This window comes from Streptomyces sp. NPDC093586 (genome assembly GCF_044764905.1).
In the GTDB taxonomy this organism is placed as follows: domain Bacteria; phylum Actinomycetota; class Actinomycetes; order Streptomycetales; family Streptomycetaceae; genus Streptomyces.
On sequence record NZ_JBIWJA010000011.1, the window covers coordinates 14,391 to 38,437 of the forward strand.

Genomic DNA, 24,047 nt, shown 5'->3' on the forward strand with positions numbered 1-24,047 from the left:
CCGGCCGTTCACGTCCTTTCCGTCGTGGGCAGCCCCGCCGCCTGGGCCGCGGTGCGCAACACCTCCCGCAGCATCTCCGGGGTGAGCCGGCCCGTGAAGGTGTTGCGCTGGCTGACGTGGAAGCATCCGAAGACGTCCAGGCCGGCCTCGTCGGGGGCGTGCAGCGTCACGTGGGCGCCGTGGGCGAAGGCGGGGCGTGGCCGAGGCACGGTCCAGCCCGCCCCGGCGAACGCGGGCAGCGCGGCCTGCCAGCCGAAGGCGCCGAGGACCACCACGGCGCGCAGCGTCGGCCGCAGCAGCCCCAGCTCCTGGACGAGCCAGGGACGGCAGGTGTCGCGCTCCGTGGGGGTGGGCTTGTTCTCGGGCGGGGCGCAGTGCACCGGGGAGGTGACGCGCACGCCGTGGAGCTCCAGGCCGTCGTCGGCACGGACCGCGGTGGGCTGGGACGCGAGGCCCACGTCGTACAGCGCCTGGTACAGCACGTCACCGGAGCGGTCGCCGGTGAACATCCGGCCGGTGCGGTTGCCGCCGTGGGCCGCGGGGGCGAGCCCGAGGATCAGCAGGCGCGCGTCCGGCGGGCCGAAGCCGGGCACCGGGCGGCCCCAGTACGTCCAGTCGGCGAAGGCCGCCCGTTTGGTGCGGGCCACCTCCTCCCGCCAGGCGACCAGCCGCGGGCAGGCCGTGCATCCCGAGATCCGTCGGTCGAGTTCGGTGAGGGCCCTGCTGTCCATACCCCCACCGTAAGGCGGCCGGATCACCGGGGGCGGGGAGCCATGACTCCCCGCCCCCGTCCCGCCCGCCCCAGCTGATATCCGATCCACCTCGCGGGGGCCGGGCGGCTAAGGTCGGGGCATGGCTTCCGAGCATGACGAAGGCAGAAACGGCGAGGTGACCGCCGTGCAGGACCCCGCCGGGGCGAAGACCGCCGATCAGGCCCCGGACCCGAAGACCGCCGCCGCGATCGCCGCCGCCGAGGCCGCCGGGCCGCAGAACGGTGAGAGTGTCCGGGTCGACAGCTGGATCTGGGCGGTCCGTCTGATCAAGACCCGCTCCCTCGGTGCGACCGCCTGCCGGGGTGGTCACGTCCGGGTGAACGGCGAGCGCGTGAAACCCGCGTACTCCCTGCGCGTCGGCGACGAGGTGCGCCTGCGGCACGAGGGCAGGGAACGGGTCGTCGTCGTGAAGCGGCTGATCCGCAAGCGGGTCGGAGCCCCGGTCGCCGCCCAGTGCTACATCGACAACTCCCCGCCGCCTCCGCCCCGCGAGGCCGTCGCCCCGGCCGGTATCCGCGACCGGGGCGCGGGACGCCCGACCAAGCGGGACCGGCGCGAGCTGGAACGCCTGCGCGGCCTGGAGGGCCTGGGCCGCCCGGAAGGCCGCTGAGACGACGGATCCCGCCCCCGGAGCGGGTCGGGGGCGGGTCCGGTGGCGGCCGTGTGGGGGTCGGGAACGCCTGCGAACCCCGTCACCCGCGGATCAGCCGGAGCAGCTCCGCGTTGTGCCCTCGGCGGGCCCAGGCGACGAGCAGCAGCGGGACCATCAGGATGAGCGGCGTCACCGCGTTCTCGCCGTCGAAGCAGGCGAGCTGGACGACGAACGCGCCCACCATCAGTGCGCTCAGCGCCGTCGCCGCCACCGACTGGAGCACCGGGACCAGCAGGGCGACCGCCCCGGCCAGTTCGAGGACGCCGATGGCGTACATGCCGGCGTTGCCCCAGCCCATCTCGTCGAACGTCTCGACCGCCGACGCGTGCGCGATCAGCTTCGGCAGGGCGCTCGCGGCGGCGAAGAACAGCGCGAGGATCACCTGAACTCCCCGCAGGGCGATCCGGGCGCTCCTCCTGCGGACCAGCGGGACGGAGGCCGGGGAGGCGACGGAGGCGGCGGTGGTGGTCTCGGACATGGGGATCTCCTGGGCTGAGCGGTCCGTGCTGCTGTCGGGGAGGTAGACCGCTCCCCGTCCCGTAACTCATCGCCCTCGGTCCCGACGGCCGGCCTCTTCTCCGTCCTCTCCCCCGTCGGTTCCCCGGCCCGAGGGAACCGCCCGCACCCATGTCCTGTCCTCGGTGAGATACCGGTCCACCCTCAGTCCCGCCTCCGCGAGCACCTCCTCGAACTGCTCCTCGGTCAGCGGCCGGGCACGGAAGGTCTGCGTCCATACCGCGTCCGGGAACTCGTACTCCACGCGTACCGCGTCGACCCCGTCCCCGACCGGGTCCGCCGACACGGTCCGCACGGTGAAACCGCTGGGGTCCACCCGCTCGCGCGGCACGTTCGTGTGGTAGTCCTCGCCCTCCCGCTGGATCAGTACGCAGCCGCCCTCAGCGACATGCCGGGCGCAGGCATCCAGCAGTCCTCTTCTCACCTCGACGTCCCCGGTGTGGACGAGGAACGACGCCAGCAGCACCGCGTCGAACGTCTCGCCCAGGTCGAGGTGTTCGATCGGGCTGCATATCGTCCGTGCCCCGCGCACGTGCTCCAGCATCTCGGCGGACTCGTCGACCGCCGTGACGGCGAACCCGCGTTCCAGCAGCGGCCGGGTCATGCGGCCCACCCCGCTGCCCAGCTCCAGAATGCGTGCGCCCCCGGGCACGGCCGAGGCCACGACGTCCGGCTCGACGCCGACGGGCAGCCGGGAGTAGAGCTCGACCGCGCAACCGTCCGGAGTGATGGCTCCGGGACCCGTCCCCTGGTGTCCGTCTCGCATTTTCCGTTCCATGCCCGTCCAACGGGCCGCATGCGCACAGCCGTTCCCCCCTTCGCCCGGTCCACCCGTCCGAGTGAACGACCGGCGGTCGCCGTTTCAGAGCGGCAACCAGCCGTGCCCGATGTACCAGTGGCCGCCCGCCCGCAGGTGGTCTCCGACGGCCCGCTCCACCGAGGTGCGCCGCGGCAGCCGCCCGACCGCCAGCTCCGGGTCCCCGAAGACGAACCGGACAGGCTCGGTGTCGGCCGGTTCGGTGTCGCGGACCACCTGGAAGCGTTCCTGGAAGAGAAGGATGCGGGAGTCGGGGGCGAGGTACCGCTTCAGCTGCGGGTCCAGCAGCCAGGAGTGGCACGTCGCGGCCCGGTACGGCTCCTCGGGGAAGTGGCGCCGGAAGAACTCCCGGGCGCGGGCCAGGGAACGGTCGCAGGCGGTCGGTGTCAGCGGTCCGCGGGATCCGGGGATGTGCAGGTGCAGACAGGGCTCCCCCGGTACGGCGTCCAGGCCGGCCTGCCGCAGCAGCGGTACCGTGCGCCGGCCGAGTCGGGCCCGCTCGAACTGCAGCCTCCCCAGCTGGTACAGCTCGCCCCGGAAGTGGTGCGCCAGCCACCGCGGAGCCTGCACCCCGCCCGTGCCGTGCCGTCTGCGGTGCCCCGCCATGTTCCGGCCGAGGTCGGCCAGGGTGCGCCGGGTGACCTCGGCCGGGATGCCGCGTGAGCGGTGGTACGCGCGCGTGTGCGGCAGGGCCGCGACGAACACGAAGGCGGCGAAGTAGTCACCCAGCGCGTCCGGCGCCTCGGCCAGACGTTCGGCGAACCGCGGGACGCCGCCCGTCCTCGCCACCTGCCCGCTGTCGGGCCCGCCGGCTTCCACGTCCGCCGGCACGGCCACCTCGCCGAGGTCCCGCACCAGTTCCTCGACGCACTCCTCCAGCAACCGCGTCACCTCGGGGTCCCGCGTCACCGCCCGGTGGAGGGAGATCAGGGTGTCGATGTCCTCGAACGGTACGGCGAGATCGAGCAGCACTTCGGGCAGGTCGTCGATGTCGGGCAGCACGGCCCGGTCCGGTGACACGGCTCGGTTTCCTCCTCGGCGTTCCGGGAGTACGTTTTTCACAGGAGTGGTCATCCCCATGCGTACGGGCAGTGAACCGGCGACCGCGCGCAGCGCTCTGCGGGCGCGCTTCTGGCTGAGCCTGTGGGGGCTGGTCTGGGCGACCTTCGGGACGGCCCTCTTCGCACTCATCGGGCCGCCCGGCTGGGCCGCGGCCTTCGGGGCCCTGTGGCTGGTCATCGCGGTCGACCTGACCGTGATCGTCCACCGCATCCGCCAGGGCCCGCACTACCAGCCCGGCCCGGACATCCCGCCGTACCGTCCGCCGGAGCACGGCACACGGAGCGGTCCACCGGCACGGCCCCCGGGGAAGCCGGGCACACCCGGAGCTCCCAGGGGCCCGTGGAGCTGAGGGCCGTCCGGGCCCGGAACCGCCGCCCGCCGACGGGTCAGGCGTCGAACCGTGCCTGTTGCAGGTACTCCGGGTTCGGGTCCAGAGCCGCCGCCAGCCGGAAGTGGCGCCTGGCCTGGTCGGGGCAGCCCCGGCGCTCGAAGGTGCGGGCCAGCGCGAAGTGCGCGAACGCGTTGTCCGGCTCGCGTTCCAGGACGATGGTGAACTCCAGCTCGGCCGGTCTGAGCTGCGCCGCCGCGAAGAAGGCACGGGCGCGCAGCAGCCGCGCGGCGGTGCTCTCGGGGTGCGCGGCGATGACTTGGTCGAGGAGCTTCACCGCACCCCGAGGGTCCCGCGCGGCGAGCAGTTGCTCGGCGGCGCGGAAGTCGATGACGTCCGTCTCCGGAGTCCGTCCGGTCGAACCGCTGGTCTCGGGCACGGCAGAGTCCTTCCCTTCGCTGGAAGGGATCAACACCCGTCCGCGGGCCGCTATTCCTGGGCCGGCCGGGACGGGCGGGGCACTCGCCATGCCTCCGGGCTACTTCGCGTGCGCCCTGCGGGACAGCTCCGCCCACACCTCTTCCACGCGGTGCCGGAGCTCCTCCAGCGGTACGTCGTTGCCGATGACGATGTCGGCGATCTCCCGGCGCTGTTCCCGCGTCGCCTGGGCGGCCATGCGTGCGCGTGCGTCCTGCTCGGTCATGCCGCGCAGCCGTACCAGCCGGTCGAGCTGGGTGGCCGGGTCGGCGTCGACGACGATCACGACGTCGTACAGCGGCGCCAGGCCGTTCTCGGTGAGCAGCGGGACGTCGTGGACGACGACGGCGTCCTCGTCGGCGGACTGCTCGAGTTCGCGGGAGCGGGCGCCGACCAGGGGGTGCACGATCGCGTTGAGCGCGGCCAGCTTCTCCGGGTCGTTGAACACGATCGAGCCCAGCTTGGGCCGGTCCAGGCCGCCGTCGCCGGCGAGCACGTCGTCGCCGAAGGCCTCCACGACCGCCGCGAGCCCCGGGGTTCCCGGCGCGACGACCTCGCGCGCGATCCGGTCCGCGTCGATCAGTACGGCCCCGCGTTCGACGAGCAGCCGCGACACCTCGCTCTTGCCGGCGCCGATCCCGCCGGTCAGGCCCACTGTCAGCATGAGCGGAAGCTTAGGGCCTGCCGGTGGCGGCGCCTCGGACAGGGGCGCCGCCGGGCGTCAGCCGTCGCCCTCCCGCTCTGCCAGGAACCGCTCGAACTCGCGGCCGATCTCGTCCGCCGACGGGATCTCGACCGGCTCGGCGAGCATGTTGCCCCGGGTCTGGGCGCCCGCGGCGGCGTCGTACTGGTGCTCCAGGCCCTGGACGAGCGCGGTGAGTTCCTCGTCGCCCTCCTGGATCTGCCGGTCGATCTCGGTCTGGGTGCGGTGGGCCTCCGTGCGCAGGGAGTGCGCGACGCCGGGCAGGACCAGTCCGGTCGCCGCCGTGATGGCCTCCAGCACGGTCAGCGCGGCGTCCGGGTAGGAGGAGCGGGCGATGTAGTGCGGCACGTGCGCGGCGACGCCCAGGACCTCGTGGCCGGCCTGCATGAGCCGGTACTCGACGAGCGACTCGGCGCTGCCGGGGACCTGCGCCTCCTCGAAGGGGCTGCGGTGGCCCGGGACGAGGTCGGTGCGGTTGCCGTGCGGGGTGATGCCGACGGGGCGGGTGTGCGGGACGCCCATGGGGATGCCGTGGAAGTTGACCGAGAGGCGGACGCCGAGCCGCTCGACGATCTGGCGCACGGCGGCGGCGAAGCGCTCCCACTCGACGTCCGGTTCGGGGCCCGACAGCAACAGGAAGGGGGCTCCGGTGGCGTCCTGGACGAGCCGCACCTCGATGGTGGGCTCCTCGTAGTCGGTCCAGGCGTCGCGCTTGAAGGTCAGCAGCGGGCGGCGGGCCCGGTAGTCCACGAGCCGGTCGTGGTCGAAGCGGGCGACGACCTGGTGGGGCAGTGAGTCGAGCAGTTGGTCGACGATCTGGTCGCCGGTCTCGCCGGCGTCGATGTATCCGTCGAAGTGGTAGAGCATGACCAGCCCGGCCGACTCCTGGGCGAGCGCCGTGTCGACCACGGCCAGGCCCTTCGGCTCCCACGCGTACAAACCCTGCGGATCAAGCACAGTGACCGCTCCCCTCCTCGTGTCCGTACGTCATAACGTCCCTGCGGGGACGGGCATTCCCGGAGCGGGGCGCTGTGATCTTCACGGCGGGGCGGCGTGATCGGGGCAGTGCCGGGGCAACGCCGAGGGGCCGTACCTCGAAAGGTACGGCCCCTCGGTGTCAACGGCCAGGCCTCAGCGGCCGGCGTTCACAGCGATCAGCTCTGGCCGCCGGCCAGCTTCTCGCGGAGCGCGGCCAGCGCCTCGTCCGACGCCAGGGCGCCGGAGTTGTCGCCACCCTCGGAGGAGTAGGAACCGCCACCGGACGCGACCGGAGCCGCACCCGCGGTGTCGCCACCCTCGGCAGCGGCCTTCTCGTCCGCCTCGCGGGACTTGATGACCTGCGCCTGGTGCTGCTCGAAGCGCTGCTGCGCCTCGGCGTACTGGGTCTCCCACGCCTCGCGCTGGGACTCGTAGCCCTCGAGCCAGTCGTTGGTCTCGGGGTCGAAGCCCTCGGGGTAGATGTAGTTGCCCTGGTCGTCGTAGGACGCGGCCATGCCGTACAGGGTCGGGTCGAACTCGACCGCCGACGGGTCGGCGCCGAAGGCCTCGTTGGCCTGCTTCAGCGAGAGGCTGATGCGACGACGCTCGAGGTCGATGTCGATGACCTTGACGAAGATCTCGTCGTTGACCTGGACGACCTGCTCCGGGATCTCCACGTGGCGCTCGGCCAGCTCGGAGATGTGGACCAGACCCTCGATGCCCTCGTCGACGCGGACGAACGCACCGAACGGAACCAGCTTCGTGACCTTGCCGGGCACGACCTGGCCGATCTGGTGGGTGCGGGCGAACTGCTGCCACGGGTCTTCCTGGGTCGCCTTCAGCGACAGGGAGACACGCTCGCGGTCCATGTCGACGTCGAGGACCTCGACGGTGACTTCCTGGCCGACCTCGACAACCTCGGACGGGTGGTCGATGTGCTTCCAGGACAGCTCGGAGACGTGGACCAGACCGTCGACGCCACCCAGGTCCACGAAGGCACCGAAGTTGACGATCGAGGAGACGACGCCGGAACGGACCTGACCCTTCTGGAGGGTGGTGAGGAACGTCTGGCGCACCTCGGACTGGGTCTGCTCCAGCCAGGCGCGGCGGGACAGGACCACGTTGTTGCGGTTCTTGTCCAGCTCGATGATCTTCGCCTCGAGCTCCTTGCCCACGTAGGGCTGGAGGTCGCGGACACGGCGCATCTCGACCAGGGAGGCCGGGAGGAAGCCGCGGAGGCCGATGTCGAGGATGAGACCACCCTTGACGACCTCGATGACGGTACCGGTAACGATGCCGTCCTCTTCCTTGATCTTCTCGATGGTGCCCCAGGCACGCTCGTACTGGGCGCGCTTCTTCGAGAGGATCAGGCGGCCTTCCTTGTCCTCCTTCTGGAGAACAAGGGCCTCGATCTCGTCACCGACGGCGACGACCTCGTTGGGGTCGACGTCGTGCTTGATCGAGAGCTCGCGGCTCGGGATGACACCTTCGGTCTTGTAACCGATGTCGAGCAGGACCTCGTCCCGGTCGACCTTCACGATGACGCCGTCGACGATGTCGCCGTCGTTGAAGTACTTGATCGTCTCGTCGATCGCGGCGAGGAAGGCTTCCTCGTTACCGATGTCGTTGACCGCAACCTGCGGGGTGGTGGCGGTGGTCTCGGTGCTGCTCGTCATGTGGGAAAGGGCTCCGGTACGGACATTGAAGTCGTAGGTACTGCTTACGCCGGGAGCCCGTTTCGCTCTGCAGAAGCCGGACAGCCAAGTAAGCGTCACCGGAAACCAGTGGCGACGCCTCGAGAACCGAGGGGACATACAACAGATGCGAGCGCGACCTGCTACGTCTGAGGTGCGCAGGCCCGCAGCGCAACTTGTAGCATACGGGGGCGGCCGGGCATGGTCAATGCGCGAAGCCGCCCACCCGGGGTGGATCGCCCCATACCCGGCACAAGAGCCGCCTCCCGAGGGCGCGCGGAACCCGCGGAGTCCCGTGCGTGACGCCCGGGACGGACCGGCCGGAAGAGCCGCAGACTAGTACGAGGGAGCCGGTCATCCAAGAGCCCGTAGTGTCCGAAGCCGGAGAGACGGAACCCGAGGCCACCCGGCGTGCCGCCGGTGTCACGGAGAGCGCCCGCGCCAACCGGGGCTGGTGGGACCGGAACGCGGACGAGTACCAGATCGAGCACGGGACCTTCCTCGGCGACGACCGCTTCGTGTGGTGTCCCGAGGGCCTGGACGAGGTGGAGGCCGAGCTGCTCGGCCCGACGGAGGAGCTGAAGGGCAAGGACGTCCTGGAGATCGGCGCCGGCGCCGCGCAGTGCGCGCGCTGGCTGGCCGGCCAGGGCGCGCGTCCGGTGGCTCTGGACCTCTCCCACCGCCAGCTCCAGCACGCGCTGCGCATCGGCGCGGCCTTCCCGCTGGTGCAGGCGGACGCGGCCGTGCTGCCCTTCGCGGACGATTCCTTCGATCTGGCGTGCTCGGCGTACGGGGCGCTGCCGTTCGTCGCCGATCCGCGGCTGGTGCTGCGGGAGGTGCGCCGGGTGCTGCGGCCCGGGGGCCGCTTCGTCTTCTCCGTCACGCACCCGCTGCGCTGGGCGTTCCCGGACGAGCCGGGCCCCGAGGGGCTGTCGGTCTCCTCCTCCTACTTCGACCGCACGCCGTACGTCGAGCAGGACGACGAGGGCCGCGCGGTGTACGTCGAGCACCACAGGACGCTGGGCGACCGGGTGCGGGACGTCGTGGCGTCGGGGTTCCGGCTGGTGGATCTGGTGGAGCCGGAGTGGCCGGACTGGAACACCTCGGAGTGGGGCGGCTGGTCGCCGCTGCGCGGGCACCTGATCCCCGGAACCGCGATCTTCGTGTGCGAGCGCGACTGACCGGCCCTCGCCGGGCACGCGCGCGGGGAAGGCGGTTCCGTCCGGCACGCGCGCGTGTGGAAGGCGGTTCCGCCGGCGTACGAGACTGGGGGCGTGATCCGTTACGACGCCCTGGACGCGCTGCCCGTACGCGGTGCCCTGCCCGCTCTGTACGACGCCCTGGAGGGGCACGGCACCGCGGTGCTGGTCGCGCCGCCCGGCACCGGCAAGACGACGCTGGTGCCGCTCGCGCTGGCCGGTCTGCTCGGCGAGGGGCCCGCGCGGCGCGTGGTCGTGGCCGAGCCCCGGCGGATCGCGGCGCGGGCGGCGGCACGACGGATGGCGTGGCTGCTGGGCGAGAGGCCCGGCGCGAGCGTCGGGTACACCGTGCGCGGCGAGCGGGTGGTCGGGCGGCACACGCGCGTGGAGGTCGTCACGACCGGTGTCCTGTTGCAGCGGCTCCAGCGGGACCAGGAGCTGACGGGGGTCGACGCGGTCGTGCTGGACGAGTGCCACGAACGGCATCTGGACGCGGACACGACGGCGGCGTTCCTGTGGGACGTGCGGCAGGCGCTGCGGCCGGAGCTGCGGCTGGTGGCCGCGTCGGCGACGACCGACGCGGAGGGCTGGGCCCGGCTGCTGGGCGGGGCGCCGGTCGTCGAGGCGCGGGGCGTGTCGCACCCCGTGGAGGTGGTGTGGGCGCCGCCCGCCCGCCCGGTCCGGCCGCCGCACGGGATGCGGGTCGACCCCGCGCTGCTCGCTCACGTGGCCTCGGTGGTGCGGCGCGCGCTGACCGAGCGGGACGGGGACGTGCTGTGCTTCCTGCCGGGTGTCGGGGAGATCTCCCGGGTCGCGGGGCAGCTGTCCGGGCTCGGGGACGTGGAGGTGCTCCAGGTGCACGGGCGGGCGCCGGCCGCCGTGCAGGACGCGGTGCTGTCCCCCGGGGCGCGGCGCCGGGTGGTGCTGGCGACCTCGGTGGCGGAGTCGTCGCTGACGGTGCCGGGCGTGCGGGTGGTGGTGGACGCGGGGCTGGCACGCGAACCGCGCGTGGACCACGCGCGCGGGCTGAGCGCGCTGACGACGGTACGGGCTTCGCGGGCGGCGGCACGGCAGCGGGCCGGGCGTGCGGGGCGTGAGGCTCCGGGCGCGGTGTACCGCTGCTGGACGGAGGCGGAGGACGCCAGGCTGCCGCGCTTCCCGGCGCCGGAGATCAAGGTGGCCGACCTGACGGCGTTCGCCCTCCAGGCGGCGTGCTGGGGCGATCCGGACGCGTCCGGACTGGCGCTGCTGGATGCGCCGCCGGGCGGGGCGATGGCGGCGGCCCGGTCGGTGCTGACGGCCGTGGGCGCGGTGGACGCGGCCGGGCGGGTCACGGAGCGGGGCGTACGGCTGTCGCGGCTGGGGGTGCATCCCCGTCTGGGGCGGGCGCTGCTCGACGCGGGCGCCTCGGACGCGGTGGCGGAGGTGGTCGCCCTGCTCGGCGAGGAGCCGCCGCGGGAGTACGGGGACGACCTGGCGTCCGCGCTGCGGGCGGCCCGGCGCGGGGGTGACGCCTACGGTGCGCGGTGGCGGACGGAGGTACGACGCCTGCGGGCCGCCGCGGCGCAGTCCGGCGTACCCGTCGGCGGGTCGGACGACGCCGCGGCGGCGGGCGTCGGGACCGCCGGCCGGGCGGACGGCACCCTGACGGCTCCCGACACGTCTGCCGGACGGGCGGGAGGCACGGGGGCGGAGTCGCTCCGCCGCCGGCCGGAGGACGCCGCGGGGCTGTCCGACGCCGGTCGCCGCCGGACGGGTGCCGGCACGGGCGAGGGCGAGGTGGCCCTCGGCGGGGCGGAGGACGGGGTCGTCGGGCTCGTGGCCGCGTTGGCGTTTCCCGAGCGGGTGGCCAGGAAGGACGGCGGTTCGTATCTCATGGTGTCCGGGACCCGGGCGGAGCTGCCGGAGGGGTCCGGGCTGCGCGGGGCGCCCTGGATCGCCGTGGCCGTGGCCGACCGGCCGGTGGGCAGGGGGCACGCGCGCGTGCAGCTCGGCGCGGTCGTCGACGAGGCGACGGCGCGGCTGGCGGCGGGCGCCCTGCTGACGGAGCGGGACGAGGTCCACTGGTCCGGCGGTGACGTCGTGGCCCGGCGCGTCGAGCGGCTCGGCGCCGTCGAGCTGTCGGTGGGGCCGCCCGCCGACGCCGCCCCCGGTCTCGTGCGGGACGCGCTGCTGGAGGGGTTGCGGCAGGAGGGGTTCGGGCTGCTGCGCTGGTCGGCCGACGCGCGGGTGCTGCGGCAGCGGCTCGCGTTCCTGCGGCTGCACCGGGGCGAGCCCTGGCCGGACGTCTCGGACGACGCGCTGCACGCGCGCGTGGACGAGTGGCTGGAGCCGGAGCTCGGCCGGGCCCGGCGGCGGGCCGACCTGGCGCGGATCGACGCCGGGCAGGCGCTGGCGCGGTTGCTGCCCTGGGCGTCGGGCGAGGCGGCGCGGCTGGACGAACTCGCCCCGGAGCGGATCACCGTGCCCAGCGGTTCCAGGATCCGGGTCGACTACGGCGATCCCGGACGGCCCGTGCTCGCGGTGAAGCTGCAGGAGATGTTCGGGCTGGAGCGGTCGCCGGAGATCGCCGGGGTGCCGCTGCTCGTCCATCTCCTCTCCCCCGCCGGGCGGCCGGCCGCGGTCACGGCCGACCTGGCCTCCTTCTGGAAGGACGGCTACAAGGGCGTACGGGCGGAGTTGCGCGGCCGGTATCCGAAGCATCCGTGGCCCGAGGACCCGGCCACGGCGGAGCCGACGCGGCACACGAAGGCACGGCTCGGGCGGGAGTCCGCGTCCGGGGTGTGACGGCTGCCGCCGGTGCACAGCCGACGGCCCGAGGGCGCCCCGCCGCCGCGATGGTGGGGCGCCCTCGGTGTCCGGTCCGGCGGGTGTCTAGGCGGTGGGCCCGGTCGACGGGTCGGCGGAGGGGCTCGGCGAGGCGTCGGGGGACGGCCCGGTGGACGGACCGGTGGACGGGCTGGGCGACGGCTCCGCCTCGGCCTTGGCCACCTTCAGCTGGACGTCGAGCGTGGCGCCGCCCGCGGTGGTCAGGCGCAGCACGAACGTGCCGGCGGTGTCGTCCGCGTACAGCTTCGGCAGCGTCAACAGGCCCTTGGCGTCGGTCCTCAGACCGCTCAGGGTGCGGACGGCCTTGCCGTCGGCACCCTTGAAGTAGGGGCCCTTGCCGTTCTCGGTCGCCGACGTGACGAGCGTGGCGGTGACGGCGACCCGGTCCGCGGCGGCGCCCTTGTACGTCGCCTTCACCTCGACCCGGTCCGCGAACTCGCCGCCCGCGGTGCAGGTGAGCGCGGCGTCGCCGATGCGGGTGAGGGCGTCGGCGACGTGCTCGGTGACGGTGGCCCGGTAGTCGAGGCCCGCGACCGTGCGGCCGACGACGGTGGCCCGGACGGTGAACGCGCCGGTCTTCTCGCCCGCCTGGAGCGGGGGCGCCGTGGCCACGCCGGTGCTGCCGGTGCTGACGGTGGCGACCTTCTCGCCGCCGGCGAAGGTGGCGTCCGTGTCCCCGAGGATCGTGAAGCGGATGCGGACCTTGGCGACGGCCTCGCCGCTCTTCGTCTCGGCCCTGGTGCTGATCCTCTTGGCGAACGTGTCGCCCGCGGTGGCGGTGAGGTCGGTGCCGCCGGCGTTCTCCAGGTGGTCCACCCTGTCGGTGGGCGTCTGCGGCGAGGGCTCCGGGGTGGCCGGAGGGGTGGGGCGCGGTGAAGCGGTGCCGGGCTGCGTGGGCTTGGCGGGGCCGGTGGGGTCGCCCGGGGGCGGCGTCGACGTGCCGGGGGTCGAGGGTGCGGTGGGCCGACCGGTGCTGCCGATGCCTCCGGTGCCGCGGGGCGACGGGCTCGGCCCGGTCGCGACGGTGTCGTCGCTGCGGCCGACCGGCAGCGCGCCGGAGCCGTCCGGGATCTCGTGGGTGCCCTTGCGGTAGTACTCCAGCCAGGACAGGACCGTGTGCAGGTAGTCCTGGGAGTTGTTGTAGCTGAGGATCGCGCGGTTGAGGTCCGCCTGGACGGACAGGTCCCAGCCGTTGCGGCACAGGTAGTGACCGGCGGCGAGGGCGGCGTCGTAGACGTTGTTGGGGTCCTTCTTGCCGTCGCCGTTGCCGTCGCGGCCCGCCCAGGCCCAGGTGGACGGGATGAACTGCATGGGTCCGACGGCGTTGTCGTAGTTGCTGTTGCCGTCGTGGACGCCGTTGTCGGTGTCCTTGATGAGCGCGAAGCCGTTGCCGTCGAGCTGCGGGCCGATGATCCGGCCGATGGTGGTGCCGTACGCGTCGACACGGCCGCCGCGGGCCTGGCCGGACTCCACCTTGCCGATGGCGGCGAGGAGTTGCCACGGGAGGTTGCAGCCGGGCTTGGCCTCGCGCAGCGCCGACTCGGCCTTCTTGTAGGCGTCGAGGACGGTCGCGGGGATGCCCGCCTCGGCGGGGCCCCGGGACACGGGGGTGCCGACGGTGGGGGTGGGTGCGGGGGCGGGGCTCGGGCTGTTGAGCGGTGGCAGGTCCGTGTAGTACGGCGAGTTGCCGGTGGCGCTGTCGGCGGGGGCCGTGGCGGGCGACGGCGCGCTGTCGGCGGTGGTCCGTCTGCCGTTGCCGTCCGCGGTCACCTCGGGAGCCTGGGAAGCGGACAGGGCCGCGACCGCGACCGCCGCGACGGTGGTGGTGACCGCCGCCTTGCGGAGTCTCCTGTCGAACTGCGCCGCCATAGAGTGACCCCTCCCGTGGACGCCCGCGCGTCCGTCTGCGTCGTCCGGCTCCGGCTGTCTTCGGTTGTGGTGCTCGCGCGCCGTGCCCGCCCTGTGAGGACGACCGGCCCGGGCCGAGGGTTGCGCCGCAACTTTCCGAGCACGACGGTCGTCTGTTCGACCAGTACGGCACCGCAGGTGACCCTACGACAACTTGCTTCGCGCGGGCACCCGTTCACGCCCGATATTCACCGGTTGGCCATATGAGGAGTCGCGTTGCCTTTCACCCTCAGCCATGCGGCGGCCGTGCTGCCCGCCGTGCGCGGCGACGGATCGGGACGCGGGCGCCTGGTGCCGGCCGTGCTGGTCGCGGGTTCGTTCTCGCCCGACCTGACCTATTACGCGGCGAGTTGGGTGTCCGGAGCGATGGAGTTCGGGGAGGTGACGCACTCGTTCGCCGGGGTCTTCTCGGTCGACGCGCTCATCGCCTGGGTGCTGGTGGGGCTGTGGCTGCTGGTGCGCGAGCCGTTGGTGGCGCTGCTGCCGCGGGCCCGGCAGGGACGCGCCGCCGCCCTGCTGCGCTGCGGGACGCCACGCGCGCACGTACGGCCGTCCCTGGTGGTGCGGTGGTACGTGTCGGCGGTGCTGGGCGCGCTGACGCACGTGGTGTGGGACGCGTTCACACATCTGGACCGGTGGGGGATGCGGGTGTTCCCCGTGCTGGGACGGGAGATCGCGGGCTCGCCGCTGTACTGGTACCTGCAGTACGGCGGTTCCGCGGTGGCCGCGGTGGTGATCGCCGTGTTCCTGGTGCGGGCGCTGCGCCGGCAGGCCCCGGCCGGGCCGCTGGGTGTCCCGGCGCTCTCGGCGCGGGACCGGTGGTGGGCCGGGGCGGTGCTCGGCGGCTGTGCGCTGGCCGGGGTGGTGCAGCGGACGACCCTGTGGTGGGAGTACCGGGGGCCCGTGGCCAAGCCGTGGGAGATCGTCCCGACGGTGTGCTTCGGAGCGGGTGCGGGGCTCGTGCCGGGGCTGCTGCTGTGTGCCGTGGGGGTCAGGGTGTGGCGTCCGGTCCCGGTTCCCCGAAGCCCGGGAGGCGTCGGTACGGAGCCGGGCCGCCGGGTCGCGCCCTGAGGGTGTCGGCGGTCGCGACGAACACGGTGAAGGTGTGGGCGGGGCGTGACCGCGGCAGCAGGGTGAGGGCGAGCGCCAGGTAGCCGCGGGCCAGATCGGCCCACCGGCGCCAGGCGGGGGCCTCGCGCGCAGCCACGGCGGTGGAGGACCGGTGGGCGAGTCCGCGGCGGAGACCTGTCGCCGTGCGGCGCAGGGCCGTCGCGAGAGTGGTGGGGACGCGACCGGTACTTGCGCCCGGCGCGAAGACCGGGACCTGGAGGAGCGGCACGCGGGCGGGTCCGTCTGTGCTTGCCCGTGCCGGTGTCGTCCGGTGGTGGAGCATGCGTATACCCATGCCCGCATCCTCGGGGGCGACAGGGGGCGGGGGCTTTCCCGCGGGGGCCACCTGAGTGATGGGCCCTCCGGGGGTCGGCGAGGCCGTTCGAGCCGACGTCCCCTGGACACCGGCGGCGCCGGGCCGTCCGGACGGGGCGGCGGACCTCGGCTGTGCGGGCGAGCGCGTGCGGCGCGGGGGCCGGCGGTCGGCGCCGTACGCCGGCCGATGCCCCCGGTGTACAGGACGCAGGGGGCGTCGGGGCACGGGCGCCGGCGGGTCCGCCGAGCGCCGGTGGGCCCGGTGGGCGCAGACAGCCGCGGACAGCAGAACGGAGTCCGGCAGCCGGTAGGTCCCAGCGGGCACGGGGGCCGAACGGAGCCCGGCAGCCGGTAGGCCCCAGCGGGCACGAGGGCCGAACAGAGCCCGGCAACCAATGGGGTCTGCGTGCCGAGAGCAAGCCGAGGTGGGCGTCAGGCTCAGCAGACTTCGCGGGGCCGGCACCCCAGGCCGGGCACCCCAGGCCGGGCACCCCAGGCCGGGCACCCCAGGCCGGGCACCCCAGGCCGGGCACCCCAGGCCGGGCACCCCAGGCCGGGGAGCGGGCGTCTGCCCTGCTCCCCGGCCCCACCGCACCGCACCGCCGCCGGAGGCTAGTGCGCTGCCGATTCCCAGTCCGGGCCCGAGCCCACCGAGACGCCCAGGGGGACCCTGAGGTCGACGGCATCGGCCATTTCACGGCGGACCAGTTCCTCCGCGGCCGCGCGCTCGCCGGGGGCGATCTCCAGGACGATTTCGTCGTGGACCTGGAGCAGCATGCGGGAAGCCAGGCCGGCCTCGCGCAGCGCCTTGTCCACGTTGAGCATGGCGATCTTGACGATGTCGGCCGCCGTGCCCTGGATCGGGGCGTTCAGGGCCATCCGCTCGGCCGCCTCGCGGCGCTGGCGGTTGTCGCTGTTGAGGTCGGGCAGGTAGCGGCGGCGGCCGAAGAGCGTCGCCGTGTACCCGGTGGCCCTGGCCTCGTCGACGACCCGGCGCAGATAGTCCCGGACTCCGCCGAACCGCTCGAAGTAGGCGTCCATCAGCCCTCGGGCCTCGGCCGCCTCGATGTTCAGCTGCTGGGAGAGACCGAAGGCCGACAGGCCGTACGCCAGGCCGTAGGACATCGCCTTGATCTTGCGGCGCATCTCCGCGTCCACCGCGGACCGTTCGACGGAGAACACCTGCGCGGCGGCCGTGGTGTGCAGGTCCTCGCCGGAGGTGAACGCCTCGATCAGACCCGCGTCCTCGGACAGGTGGGCCATCACGCGCAGCTCGATCTGGCTGTAGTCCGCCGTCATCAGGGACTCGAAGCCCTCGCCGACGACGAAGCCGCGGCGGATCGCCCGGCCCTCGTCGGTGCGGACCGGGATGTTCTGCAGGTTCGGGTCGGTCGAGGAGAGGCGGCCCGTCGCGGCGACCGTCTGGTTGAACGTGGTGTGGATGCGGCCGTCCGCGGCGATCGTCTTGATCAGGCCCTCGACGGTGACACGCAGCTTGGCCTGCTCGCGGTGCCGGAGCATGATCACGGGCAGTTCGTTGTCCGTCTGCGTCGCCAGCCACGCCAGGGCGTCGGCGTCGGTCGTGTAGCCGGTCTTGGTCTTCTTCGTCTTCGGCAGGTTCAGCTCGCCGAAGAGGACTTCCTGGAGCTGCTTGGGTGAACCCAGGTTGAACTCGCGTCCGGCGGCCGCGTGGGCCTCCTTCACGGCCTGCTGGACCGCGCCCGCGAACATCTGCTCCATGGCCTGCAGGTGCTCCCGGTCGGCCGCGATGCCGTGCCGCTCCATGCGGGCCAGCAGGGCGGACGTGGGCAGTTCCATGTCGCGCAGCAGGTCCGCGGCGCCGACCTCCGCCAGGCGGCCCTCGAAGGCCTCGCCCAGGTCGAGGACGGCGCGGGCCTGCACCATCAGCGCCTCGGCCTCGGCGGCGTCGTCCGCGCCGAAGGCCAGCTGCCCGTCGGCCGCGGCGGCCGGGGCCAGCTCGCGGTGCAGGTACTCCAGGGAGAGCGCGTCCAGGTCGAAGGACCGGCGGCCCGGCTTGACCAGGTAGGCGGCGAGCGCGGTGTCCATGGAGACGCCGGCGACGCTCCAGCCGTGCTCGGCGAAGACGCGCATCGCGCCCTTGGCGTTGTGGAAGACCTTCGGCCGGTCCGCGTCGGACAGCCAGGCCGCGAACGCCCTCTCGTCGGCCTCGTCGAGCTGGGAGGGGTCGAACCAGGCGGCCTTCCCGTCGGGCGCGGCCAGCGCGACCTCGGCGACCGAGCCGGTGCCCAGCGCCCAGGCGTCGACCGTGGCGACACCGAGGGGCCGGCTGCCGTGCTCGCCGAGCCAGCCGGCCAGCTCGCCCGTGCTCAGCACCGTGCCGTCCAGCTCCACGCCGTCCGTCACGACCGGCGTCGTCTCGGCCTCCTCGGCACCGGGATCGACGGCGAAGAGCCGCTCGCGCAGCGAGGGGTTGCGGATCTCCAGGGTGTCCAGGATCATCGCGACGCCCTTGCGGTCGTACGCCGGCCGCTCCAGCTCGGTGACCGTCTTCGGCAGTTCGACGTTCCGCTCCAGCTCGGTGAGGCGGCGGTTGAGCTTCACGGACTCCAGGTGGTCGCGCAGATTCTGCCCGACCTTGCCCTTGACCTCGTCGACCCGCTCGACCAGTTCCGCGAAGGACCCGAACTGGTTGATCCACTTCGCGGCCGTCTTCTCGCCGACGCCCGGGATGCCCGGCAGGTTGTCCGACGGGTCGCCGCGCAGCGCGGCGAAGTCCGGGTACTGGGCGGGCGTCAGTCCGTACTTCTCGACGACCTTCTCCGGGGTGAACCGGGTGAGCTCGGAGACGCCCTTGGTCGGATACAACACCGTGGTGTGCTCGCTGACCAGCTGGAACGAGTCCCGGTCGCCGGTGACGATCAGCACCTCGAAGCCCTCGGCCTCGGCCTGCGTGGCGAGCGTGGCGATGACGTCGTCGGCCTCGAAGCCCTCGACGGCGAAGCGGGTCACGTGCATCGCGTCGAGCAGTTCGCCGATCAGCTCGACCTGGCCCTTGAACTCGTCCGGCGTCTTGGAGCGGTTCGCCTTGTACTCCGTGAACTCCTCGGAGCGCCAGGTCTTGCGGGAGACGTCGAACGCCACCGCGAAGTGCGTGGGCGCCTCGTCACGCAACGTGTTGGCCAGCATCGACGCGAAGCCGTAGATCGCGTTGGTCGGCTGGCCCGTCGCGGTCGTGAAGTTCTCCACGGGCAGCGCGAAGAACGCGCGGTACGCCAGCGAGTGCCCGTCCATGAGCATCAGGCGCGGGCGGTTGCCGGTGGGGGTCTCGGTCTTCTTCGATGCTGTGTCTGCCACATCCCCGATCCTGCCACGCCCCACTGACACTCGGTCCCGCCCGCGCCCGCGCCGTCGGTGTGCGCCGTCACGGGGTGCGGGCGCGTCGTGGCCGGTCACGCGGTTCCCCGCGTCCCTCGAGGCCGCGGCCGGGGCCCGGCGGCAGAGGGGGCCGGACGCCGCCGCGTCCCCCGCTTCCGCGCCCCGCTTCCGCCCGGCCTCCGGCGATGTCGGCGGGGCGTGCGAGGATCGGAGACGTACTTCACACGTGTACGCGAAGGAGCGCGCGATGGCCACGAAGCCGCCCAAGGGTGATCCGGTTCAGGACGCGCCCGAGGTCACCGAGCCCCAGCACGCGGCGGCGGGCATCCCGGCCATCGGCCACACCCTGCGCGTCGCGCAGCGGCAGATGGGCGTGAAGCGGACCGCGCTGACGCTGCTGAGCGTCAACCAGAAGGACGGCTTCGACTGCCCGGGCTGCGCCTGGCCGGAGCCGGACCACCGGCACAAGGCGGAGTTCTGCGAGAACGGCGCGAAGGCCGTGGCCGAGGAGGCCACCCTGCGCCGGGTCACCCCGGAGTTCTTCGCCGCGCACTCCGTGGCCGACCTCGCGACCCGCAGCGGCTACTGGCTGGGCCAGCAGGGGCGGCTCACGCACCCCGTGTACCTGCCGGAGGGCGGCGAGCACTACGAGCCGGTCACCTGGGAGCGCGCCTTCGACATCGTCGCGGAGGAGATCGCCGCCCTGGACTCGCCCGACGAGGCGGTCTTCTACACCTCCGGGCGCACCAGCAACGAGGCGGCGTTCCTCTACCAGCTGTTCGCGCGCGCGCTGGGCACCAACAACCTGCCGGACTGCTCCAACATGTGCCACGAGTCGTCCGGTTCGGCCCTGTCCGAGACCATCGGCATCGGCAAGGGCAGCGTCCTGCTGGAGGACCTCTACAAGTCCGACCTGATCATCGTGGCCGGCCAGAACCCGGGCACCAACCACCCGCGCATGCTCTCCGCGCTGGAGAAGGCCAAGGCGAACGGCGCGAAGATCATCAGCGTCAACCCGCTGCCCGAGGCCGGCCTGGAGCGCTTCAAGAACCCGCAGACACCGAAGGGGCTCACCACCGGGGCCGCGCTCACCGACCTGTTCCTGCAGATCCGCCTCGGCGGCGACCAGGCCCTGTTCCGGCTCCTCAACAAGCTGATCCTGGAGACGGACGGCGCGGTCGACGAGGTGTTCGTGCGGGAACACACGCACGGCTTCGAGGAGTTCGCCGAGGCCGCGCGCGGCGCCGACTGGGAGGAGACGCTCGCGGCGACCGGACTCACCCGCGCGGAGATCGAGGAGGCGCTGCGCCTGGTCCTCGCCTCCCGGCGCACCATCGTGTGCTGGGCGATGGGCCTGACCCAGCACAAGCACTCGGTGCCCACCATCCGCGAGGTCGTGAACTTCCTCCTCCTGCGCGGCAACATCGGCCGTCCGGGCGCGGGCGTCTGCCCGGTGCGCGGCCACTCCAACGTGCAGGGCGACCGCACGATGGGCATCTTCGAGCGCCCCGCCCCCGCGTTCCTGGACGCCCTGGAGAGGGAGTTCGGCTTCGCCCCGCCCCGCGAGCACGGCTACGACGTCGTACGGGCCATCCGCGCGCTGCGCGACGGCGAGGCGAAGGTCTTCTTCGCCATGGGCGGCAACTTCGTGGCCGCGTCCCCCGACACGGAGGTCACCGAGGCGGCGATGCGCCGCGCCCGTCTCACCGTGCACGTGTCGACGAAGCTGAACCGCTCGCACGCCGTCACCGGCGCGCGGGCCCTGATCCTGCCGACGCTGGGCCGCACCGAGCGCGATCTCCAGGACGGCGGCGAGCAGTTCGTCACCGTCGAGGACTCGATGGGCATGGTGCACGCCTCGCGGGGACGGCTCGAGCCCGCGAGCCGGCACCTGCTGTCCGAGCCGGCCATCGTGTGCCGGCTGGCGCGCCGGGTGCTCGGCGAGGACAGCAAGGTGCCGTGGGAGGAGTTCGAGAAGGACTACGCGACGATCCGCGACCGCATCGCGCGCGTGATCCCCGGTTTCGAGGACTTCAACGCGCGCGTGGCCCGCCCCGGCGGCTTCGCCCTCCCCCACGCCCCGCGCGACGAGCGCCGCTTCCCGACGGCCACCGGCAAGGCCAACTTCACCGCCGCGCCGGTCGAGTACCCCCAGCTGCCCGAGGGCCGGCTGCTGCTGCAGACGCTGCGCTCGCACGACCAGTACAACACCACGATCTACGGCCTGGACGACCGCTACCGGGGCATCAGGAACGGCCGCCGGGTCGTCCTGGTCAACCCCGAGGACGCCGAGGAGCTGGACGTGCGGGACGGCTCCTACGTCGACCTCGTCAGCGAGTGGACGGACGGAGTGGAGCGCCGGGCGCCCGGTTTCCGCGTCGTGCACTACCCGACGGCCCGGGGCTGCGCCGCCGCCTACTACCCGGAGACCAACGTCCTGGTGCCGCTGGACGCCACGGCGGACACCAGCAACACCCCGGCCAGCAAGTCGGTCGTCGTCCGTCTGGAACAATCGGCGACCGACTGAGCGTTCGCTCAGTCGAGCCGACAGGCGGACCACACCGACGGATCGCGAACGAACGGAGCCGGGCCCATGGGCGAGCAGCAACAGGTGCAGTTCCCGCAGGAGATCATCGACGAGTACGCCGCGACGGGCGTCGATCTTCCCGCACTGTTCTCCGCGGGACACCTGGGGGCGCGGATGGGCGTCCAGGTCCTGGAGGCGGCGCCCGAGCGGGTCGTCGGCACCATGCCGGTGGAGGGCAACACCCAGCCGTACGGGCTGCTGCACGGCGGCGCGTCCGCGGTGCTGGCCGAGACGCTGGGGTCGGTGGGCTCGATGCTGCACGGCGGCGCCTCCAGGATCGCGGTCGGCGTCGACCTCAACTGCACCCACCACCGCGGTGTGCGTTCCGGACTGGTCACCGGGGTGGCCACGCCGGTGCACCGGGGGCGGTCCACGGCGACGTACGAGATCGTCATCACCGACGAGGCGGGCCGGCGGGTGTGCACCGCGCGGCTGACCTGCCTGCTGCGCGAGGTGACCCCGAAGGACGCGGAGCGCGCGGGCGGCGCGGGCTGACCCCGCGGGCGGCGCGGGGCGGGGCGCACGGCGGCCCCGTCCCGCGCCGCCGCCACTTCCCCGACCCACGGGCACCCCGGCGTGCAGGGGGGCGGGAGACGGGGGCGGCTTCCGCGCGGAGCAGGGGGCGGAAGGAAGCTCCCGGGCTCGGCAGGGGCGTTCGACCCGTCTCCGACGGCCACGCGCACGACGGCCACGTCGATCGGCACCACTACGGCAGTCCACCCGGACGACCTTGATCCACTTCTTTGAAACCGCAGGCCACAGCCCCTGAATCAAAAATGCGGAACTTGGGATTCACCTCCGGGGCCATCGGAATCCCATATTCCGTTGGCCATTACACGAATACACCGGCGTCGCGCGCCCCGTCCGTCACCACCGCCCACTCCCTCCTTTCCGGACAAAGGAGGGCCTCGCCATAAAATCCACCACAAGATCACCACACTCGCGAGCGAGGCGGATTACGGGAAAACAGCGGGCGCGCCGAACATCTTTCCCGGACGTAACTCTACGTAATACGCACGCAATGTCGACCCCCGGCCCTCCCTTGCTGCACGGCTGACACACCCCCTCACCAGGCCCCGCCCGTCGCCCTCAGCGACACCATCAGGTCATTACCAAAACCCCTGATGCACCTGAACGCACCCTGCCGGGTCCTGCAGTTTCTCACCATCCGGACAGGGCAAAACGGCGAGAATTCCGCCCTTCCCCCCACCCAGTACCGCTCTGCAATACGTTGTGTCATAACAAGAGAGTCACAGCATTGACCAGACCCTCCTCCGCGTTCCCCACACACGCTTAGAGTCACCGCCAGTCACCGCGCCGCCCGATTCTCATTTCGGCCCAGCGCTCGACTCGGCCGTTTCCACCCGGAAGCGACCGTCAGGGGAAAGGACTGGATCGTGCGTCAACGTTCGCTCATCGCCCTCACCGCGGCACTCGCGGCGGGATCGCTCACGCTCACCGCATGCGGCTCGCGCGACGACGACAGCAGCAACGGCAGTGGCGGCGGCGACAAGACCACTGTCGTGATCGGCATCGACGCTCCGCTGACCGGTGACCTCTCGGCCCTCGGCCTCGGCATGCGCAACTCCGCCGAGCTGGCGGTGAAGACGGCCAACAAGAAGGAGTACGTCAAGGGCGTCGAGTTCAAGCTCGAGCCCCTCGACGACCAGGCCCAGCCCTCCGTCGGCCAGCAGAACGCCCAGAAGTTCATCAGCGACAAGAACGTCCTGGGCGTCGTCGGCCCGCTGAACTCCAGCGTCTCCCAGCAGATGCAGAAGCCGTTCAACGACGCCGGCCTGGTCCAGGTGTCCCCGGCCAACACCGGTACCGAACTGACCCAGGGCGACGGCTGGAAGTCCGGCAACTCGGTCCGTCAGTTCAAGACCTTCTTCCGCACCGCCACCACCGACGAGGTCCAGGGCGCCTTCGCCGCCGACTACCTCTACAACAAGGCCGGCAAGAAGAAGGTCTACCTGATCGACGACCAGAAGACCTACGGCGCCGGCCTCGCCGCCTCCTTCAAGACGAACTTCACCAGGCTCGGCGGCAAGATCGTCGGTGCCGACCACATCAACCCCGAGGACCGCGACTTCAACGCCGTCGTCGCCAAGATCAAGAAGACCGGCGCCGAGGCCCTCTACTACGGCGGCGAGTACCCCGCCGCCGCTCCCCTGAGCCAGCAGCTCAAGGACAGTGGCCAGAACATCCCGCTCATGGGCGGCGACGGCATCTACTCCGCCGAGTTCCCGAAGCTGAACAAGAAGTCCGAGGGCGACCTCGCCACCTCCGTCGGCAAGCCCGTCGAGCAGCTCCCCTCCGCCAAGGAGTTCATCGCGAACTACAAGGCCGAGAACTTCAAGGACGCGTACGAGGCCTACGGCGGTCTCACCTACGACGCCACCTGGTCCATCATCGAGGCCGTCAAGCTCTCCGTCGACGGCAACGACAGCAAGCTCCCCTCCGACGCCCGCAAGTCCGTCCTGGACGCCATGAGCAAGGTCAAGTTCGACGGCGTCACCGGAACCATCTCCTTCGACGAGTTCGGTGACACCACGAACACCCTGATGACCGCGTACAAGGTCAAGAACAGCGCATGGGCGCCCGAGTACAGCGCCTCCCCCAAGTTGGACTGAGCCAAGGGGACGAACAGCAGGACACCCCTCACACGTTGATCCAGGCCGCGCGGGGGCGCCCACCAGCGCTCCCGCGCGGCGCCGTATCCGAACCACTCCACGGAGGCCC

At 72.6% G+C, this 24,047-nt stretch carries 18 protein-coding genes; 8 read left to right on the top strand and 10 right to left on the bottom strand.

Features of this window, described 5'->3' with window-relative positions; all coding sequences use genetic code 11:
• Window positions 1-8 precede the first annotated feature (8 nt).
• Window positions 9-731 carry a uracil-DNA glycosylase gene (locus ACIRFH_RS14195; RefSeq protein ID WP_403520202.1) on the bottom strand — a complete coding sequence of 241 codons (723 nt, stop codon included), beginning with the start codon at window positions 729-731 and terminating at the stop codon, window positions 9-11.
• 121 nt (window positions 732-852) lie between these two features.
• Between ACIRFH_RS14195 and ACIRFH_RS14200 the strand changes: the two genes are divergently transcribed.
• A complete protein-coding gene (locus ACIRFH_RS14200; protein ID WP_403520204.1) occupies window positions 853-1,383 on the top strand; it encodes an RNA-binding S4 domain-containing protein in 531 nt (176 codons plus the stop codon).
• A gap of 82 nt (window positions 1,384-1,465) precedes the next feature.
• Here the strand turns inward: ACIRFH_RS14200 and ACIRFH_RS14205 are convergent, their stop codons facing one another.
• The 3 genes from ACIRFH_RS14205 to ACIRFH_RS14215 all read right to left on the bottom strand — a co-directional run bounded on the left by ACIRFH_RS14205 (window position 1,466) and on the right by ACIRFH_RS14215 (window position 3,760).
• Window positions 1,466-1,903: a DoxX family protein gene (locus ACIRFH_RS14205; RefSeq protein ID WP_403520206.1), complete on the bottom strand. Its 438-nt coding sequence runs from the start codon at window positions 1,901-1,903 to the stop codon at window positions 1,466-1,468.
• Window positions 1,904-1,969: 66 nt separating this feature from the next.
• Window positions 1,970-2,707: a class I SAM-dependent methyltransferase gene (locus tag ACIRFH_RS14210; RefSeq protein ID WP_403520208.1), complete on the bottom strand. Its 738-nt coding sequence runs from the start codon at window positions 2,705-2,707 to the stop codon at window positions 1,970-1,972.
• 96 nt (window positions 2,708-2,803) lie between these two features.
• A complete protein-coding gene (locus ACIRFH_RS14215) occupies window positions 2,804-3,760 on the bottom strand; it encodes an acyltransferase domain-containing protein (RefSeq protein ID WP_403520469.1) in 957 nt (318 codons plus the stop codon).
• Between the two features lie 76 nt (window positions 3,761-3,836).
• On the opposite strand from ACIRFH_RS14215, the gene ACIRFH_RS14220 reads away from it, so the two are divergent.
• Window positions 3,837-4,169 carry a DUF6343 family protein gene (locus ACIRFH_RS14220; protein WP_403520210.1) on the top strand — a complete coding sequence of 111 codons (333 nt, stop codon included), beginning with the start codon at window positions 3,837-3,839 and terminating at the stop codon, window positions 4,167-4,169.
• Between the two features lie 37 nt (window positions 4,170-4,206).
• On the opposite strand, the gene ACIRFH_RS14225 is transcribed toward ACIRFH_RS14220, so the two are convergent.
• From ACIRFH_RS14225 to rpsA, 4 genes are all read right to left on the bottom strand, one after another.
• Window positions 4,207-4,587, bottom strand: a complete 381-nt coding sequence (locus ACIRFH_RS14225) for a tetratricopeptide repeat protein (RefSeq protein ID WP_403520212.1) — start codon at window positions 4,585-4,587, stop codon at window positions 4,207-4,209.
• Between the two features lie 99 nt (window positions 4,588-4,686).
• Window positions 4,687-5,289, bottom strand: a complete 603-nt coding sequence (gene coaE / locus ACIRFH_RS14230; protein WP_403520214.1) for a dephospho-CoA kinase — start codon at window positions 5,287-5,289, stop codon at window positions 4,687-4,689.
• Between the two features lie 57 nt (window positions 5,290-5,346).
• On the bottom strand, window positions 5,347-6,285 hold the full coding sequence (locus ACIRFH_RS14235; RefSeq protein ID WP_403520216.1) for a PAC2 family protein: 939 nt from the start codon (window positions 6,283-6,285) through the stop codon (window positions 5,347-5,349).
• Window positions 6,286-6,482: 197 nt separating this feature from the next.
• Window positions 6,483-7,982 (bottom strand): 30S ribosomal protein S1, encoded by a 1,500-nt coding sequence (gene rpsA / locus ACIRFH_RS14240; RefSeq protein WP_403520218.1) that lies wholly within the window; start codon window positions 7,980-7,982, stop codon window positions 6,483-6,485.
• A 317-nt stretch (window positions 7,983-8,299) separates the two neighbouring features.
• On the opposite strand from rpsA, the gene ACIRFH_RS14245 reads away from it, so the two are divergent.
• A complete protein-coding gene (locus ACIRFH_RS14245) occupies window positions 8,300-9,181 on the top strand; it encodes a class I SAM-dependent methyltransferase (protein ID WP_403520220.1) in 882 nt (293 codons plus the stop codon).
• 93 nt (window positions 9,182-9,274) lie between these two features.
• Entirely contained in the window at window positions 9,275-11,986 is a 2,712-nt protein-coding gene (locus ACIRFH_RS14250) for an ATP-dependent RNA helicase (protein ID WP_403520222.1), read from the top strand.
• An 87-nt stretch (window positions 11,987-12,073) separates the two neighbouring features.
• Here ACIRFH_RS14250 and ACIRFH_RS14255 read toward each other — a convergent pair whose 3' ends face one another.
• Complete coding sequence (locus ACIRFH_RS14255; RefSeq protein WP_403520224.1) at window positions 12,074-13,897, bottom strand: lytic transglycosylase domain-containing protein; 1,824 nt, start codon at window positions 13,895-13,897, stop codon at window positions 12,074-12,076.
• A 255-nt stretch (window positions 13,898-14,152) separates the two neighbouring features.
• Here ACIRFH_RS14255 and ACIRFH_RS14260 point away from each other — a divergent pair, with 255 nt between their 5' ends.
• Window positions 14,153-15,007, top strand: a complete 855-nt coding sequence (locus ACIRFH_RS14260) for a DUF4184 family protein (RefSeq protein ID WP_403520226.1) — start codon at window positions 14,153-14,155, stop codon at window positions 15,005-15,007.
• 966 nt (window positions 15,008-15,973) lie between these two features.
• Here the strand turns inward: ACIRFH_RS14260 and polA are convergent.
• Window positions 15,974-18,697 (bottom strand): DNA polymerase I, encoded by a 2,724-nt coding sequence (gene polA, locus ACIRFH_RS14265; protein WP_403520228.1) that lies wholly within the window; start codon window positions 18,695-18,697, stop codon window positions 15,974-15,976.
• Window positions 18,698-18,965: 268 nt separating this feature from the next.
• Between polA and ACIRFH_RS14270 the strand changes: the two genes are divergently transcribed.
• The 3 genes from ACIRFH_RS14270 (at window position 18,966) to ACIRFH_RS14280 (ending at window position 23,938) form a co-directional block, all read left to right on the top strand.
• Entirely contained in the window at window positions 18,966-21,245 is a 2,280-nt protein-coding gene (locus ACIRFH_RS14270; protein WP_403520230.1) for an FdhF/YdeP family oxidoreductase, read from the top strand.
• Between the two features lie 66 nt (window positions 21,246-21,311).
• The gene (locus ACIRFH_RS14275) at window positions 21,312-21,800 is read left to right on the top strand and encodes a PaaI family thioesterase (RefSeq protein ID WP_403520232.1); all 489 of its coding nucleotides are present in this window, start codon (window positions 21,312-21,314) and stop codon (window positions 21,798-21,800) included.
• A 902-nt stretch (window positions 21,801-22,702) separates the two neighbouring features.
• The gene (locus ACIRFH_RS14280; RefSeq protein ID WP_403520234.1) at window positions 22,703-23,938 is read left to right on the top strand and encodes a branched-chain amino acid ABC transporter substrate-binding protein; all 1,236 of its coding nucleotides are present in this window, start codon (window positions 22,703-22,705) and stop codon (window positions 23,936-23,938) included.
• Window positions 23,939-24,047 lie beyond the last annotated feature (109 nt).

What these genes read in the sequence shown, in the direction of transcription:
- ACIRFH_RS14195 (WP_403520202.1), bottom strand. Translation starts at nt 731, where the DNA reads ATGGACAGCAGGGCCCTCACCGAACTCGACCGACGGATCTCGGGATGC.
- ACIRFH_RS14200 (WP_403520204.1), top strand. Translation starts at nt 853, where the DNA reads ATGGCTTCCGAGCATGACGAAGGCAGAAACGGCGAGGTGACCGCCGTG.
- ACIRFH_RS14205 (WP_403520206.1), bottom strand. Translation starts at nt 1,903, where the DNA reads ATGTCCGAGACCACCACCGCCGCCTCCGTCGCCTCCCCGGCCTCCGTC.
- ACIRFH_RS14210 (WP_403520208.1), bottom strand. Translation starts at nt 2,707, where the DNA reads ATGCGAGACGGACACCAGGGGACGGGTCCCGGAGCCATCACTCCGGAC.
- ACIRFH_RS14220 (WP_403520210.1), top strand. Translation starts at nt 3,837, where the DNA reads ATGCGTACGGGCAGTGAACCGGCGACCGCGCGCAGCGCTCTGCGGGCG.
- coaE (WP_403520214.1), bottom strand. Translation starts at nt 5,289, where the DNA reads ATGCTGACAGTGGGCCTGACCGGCGGGATCGGCGCCGGCAAGAGCGAG.
- rpsA (WP_403520218.1), bottom strand. Translation starts at nt 7,982, where the DNA reads ATGACGAGCAGCACCGAGACCACCGCCACCACCCCGCAGGTTGCGGTC.
- ACIRFH_RS14255 (WP_403520224.1), bottom strand. Translation starts at nt 13,897, where the DNA reads ATGGCGGCGCAGTTCGACAGGAGACTCCGCAAGGCGGCGGTCACCACC.
- ACIRFH_RS14270 (WP_403520230.1), top strand. Translation starts at nt 18,966, where the DNA reads ATGGCCACGAAGCCGCCCAAGGGTGATCCGGTTCAGGACGCGCCCGAG.
- ACIRFH_RS14275 (WP_403520232.1), top strand. Translation starts at nt 21,312, where the DNA reads ATGGGCGAGCAGCAACAGGTGCAGTTCCCGCAGGAGATCATCGACGAG.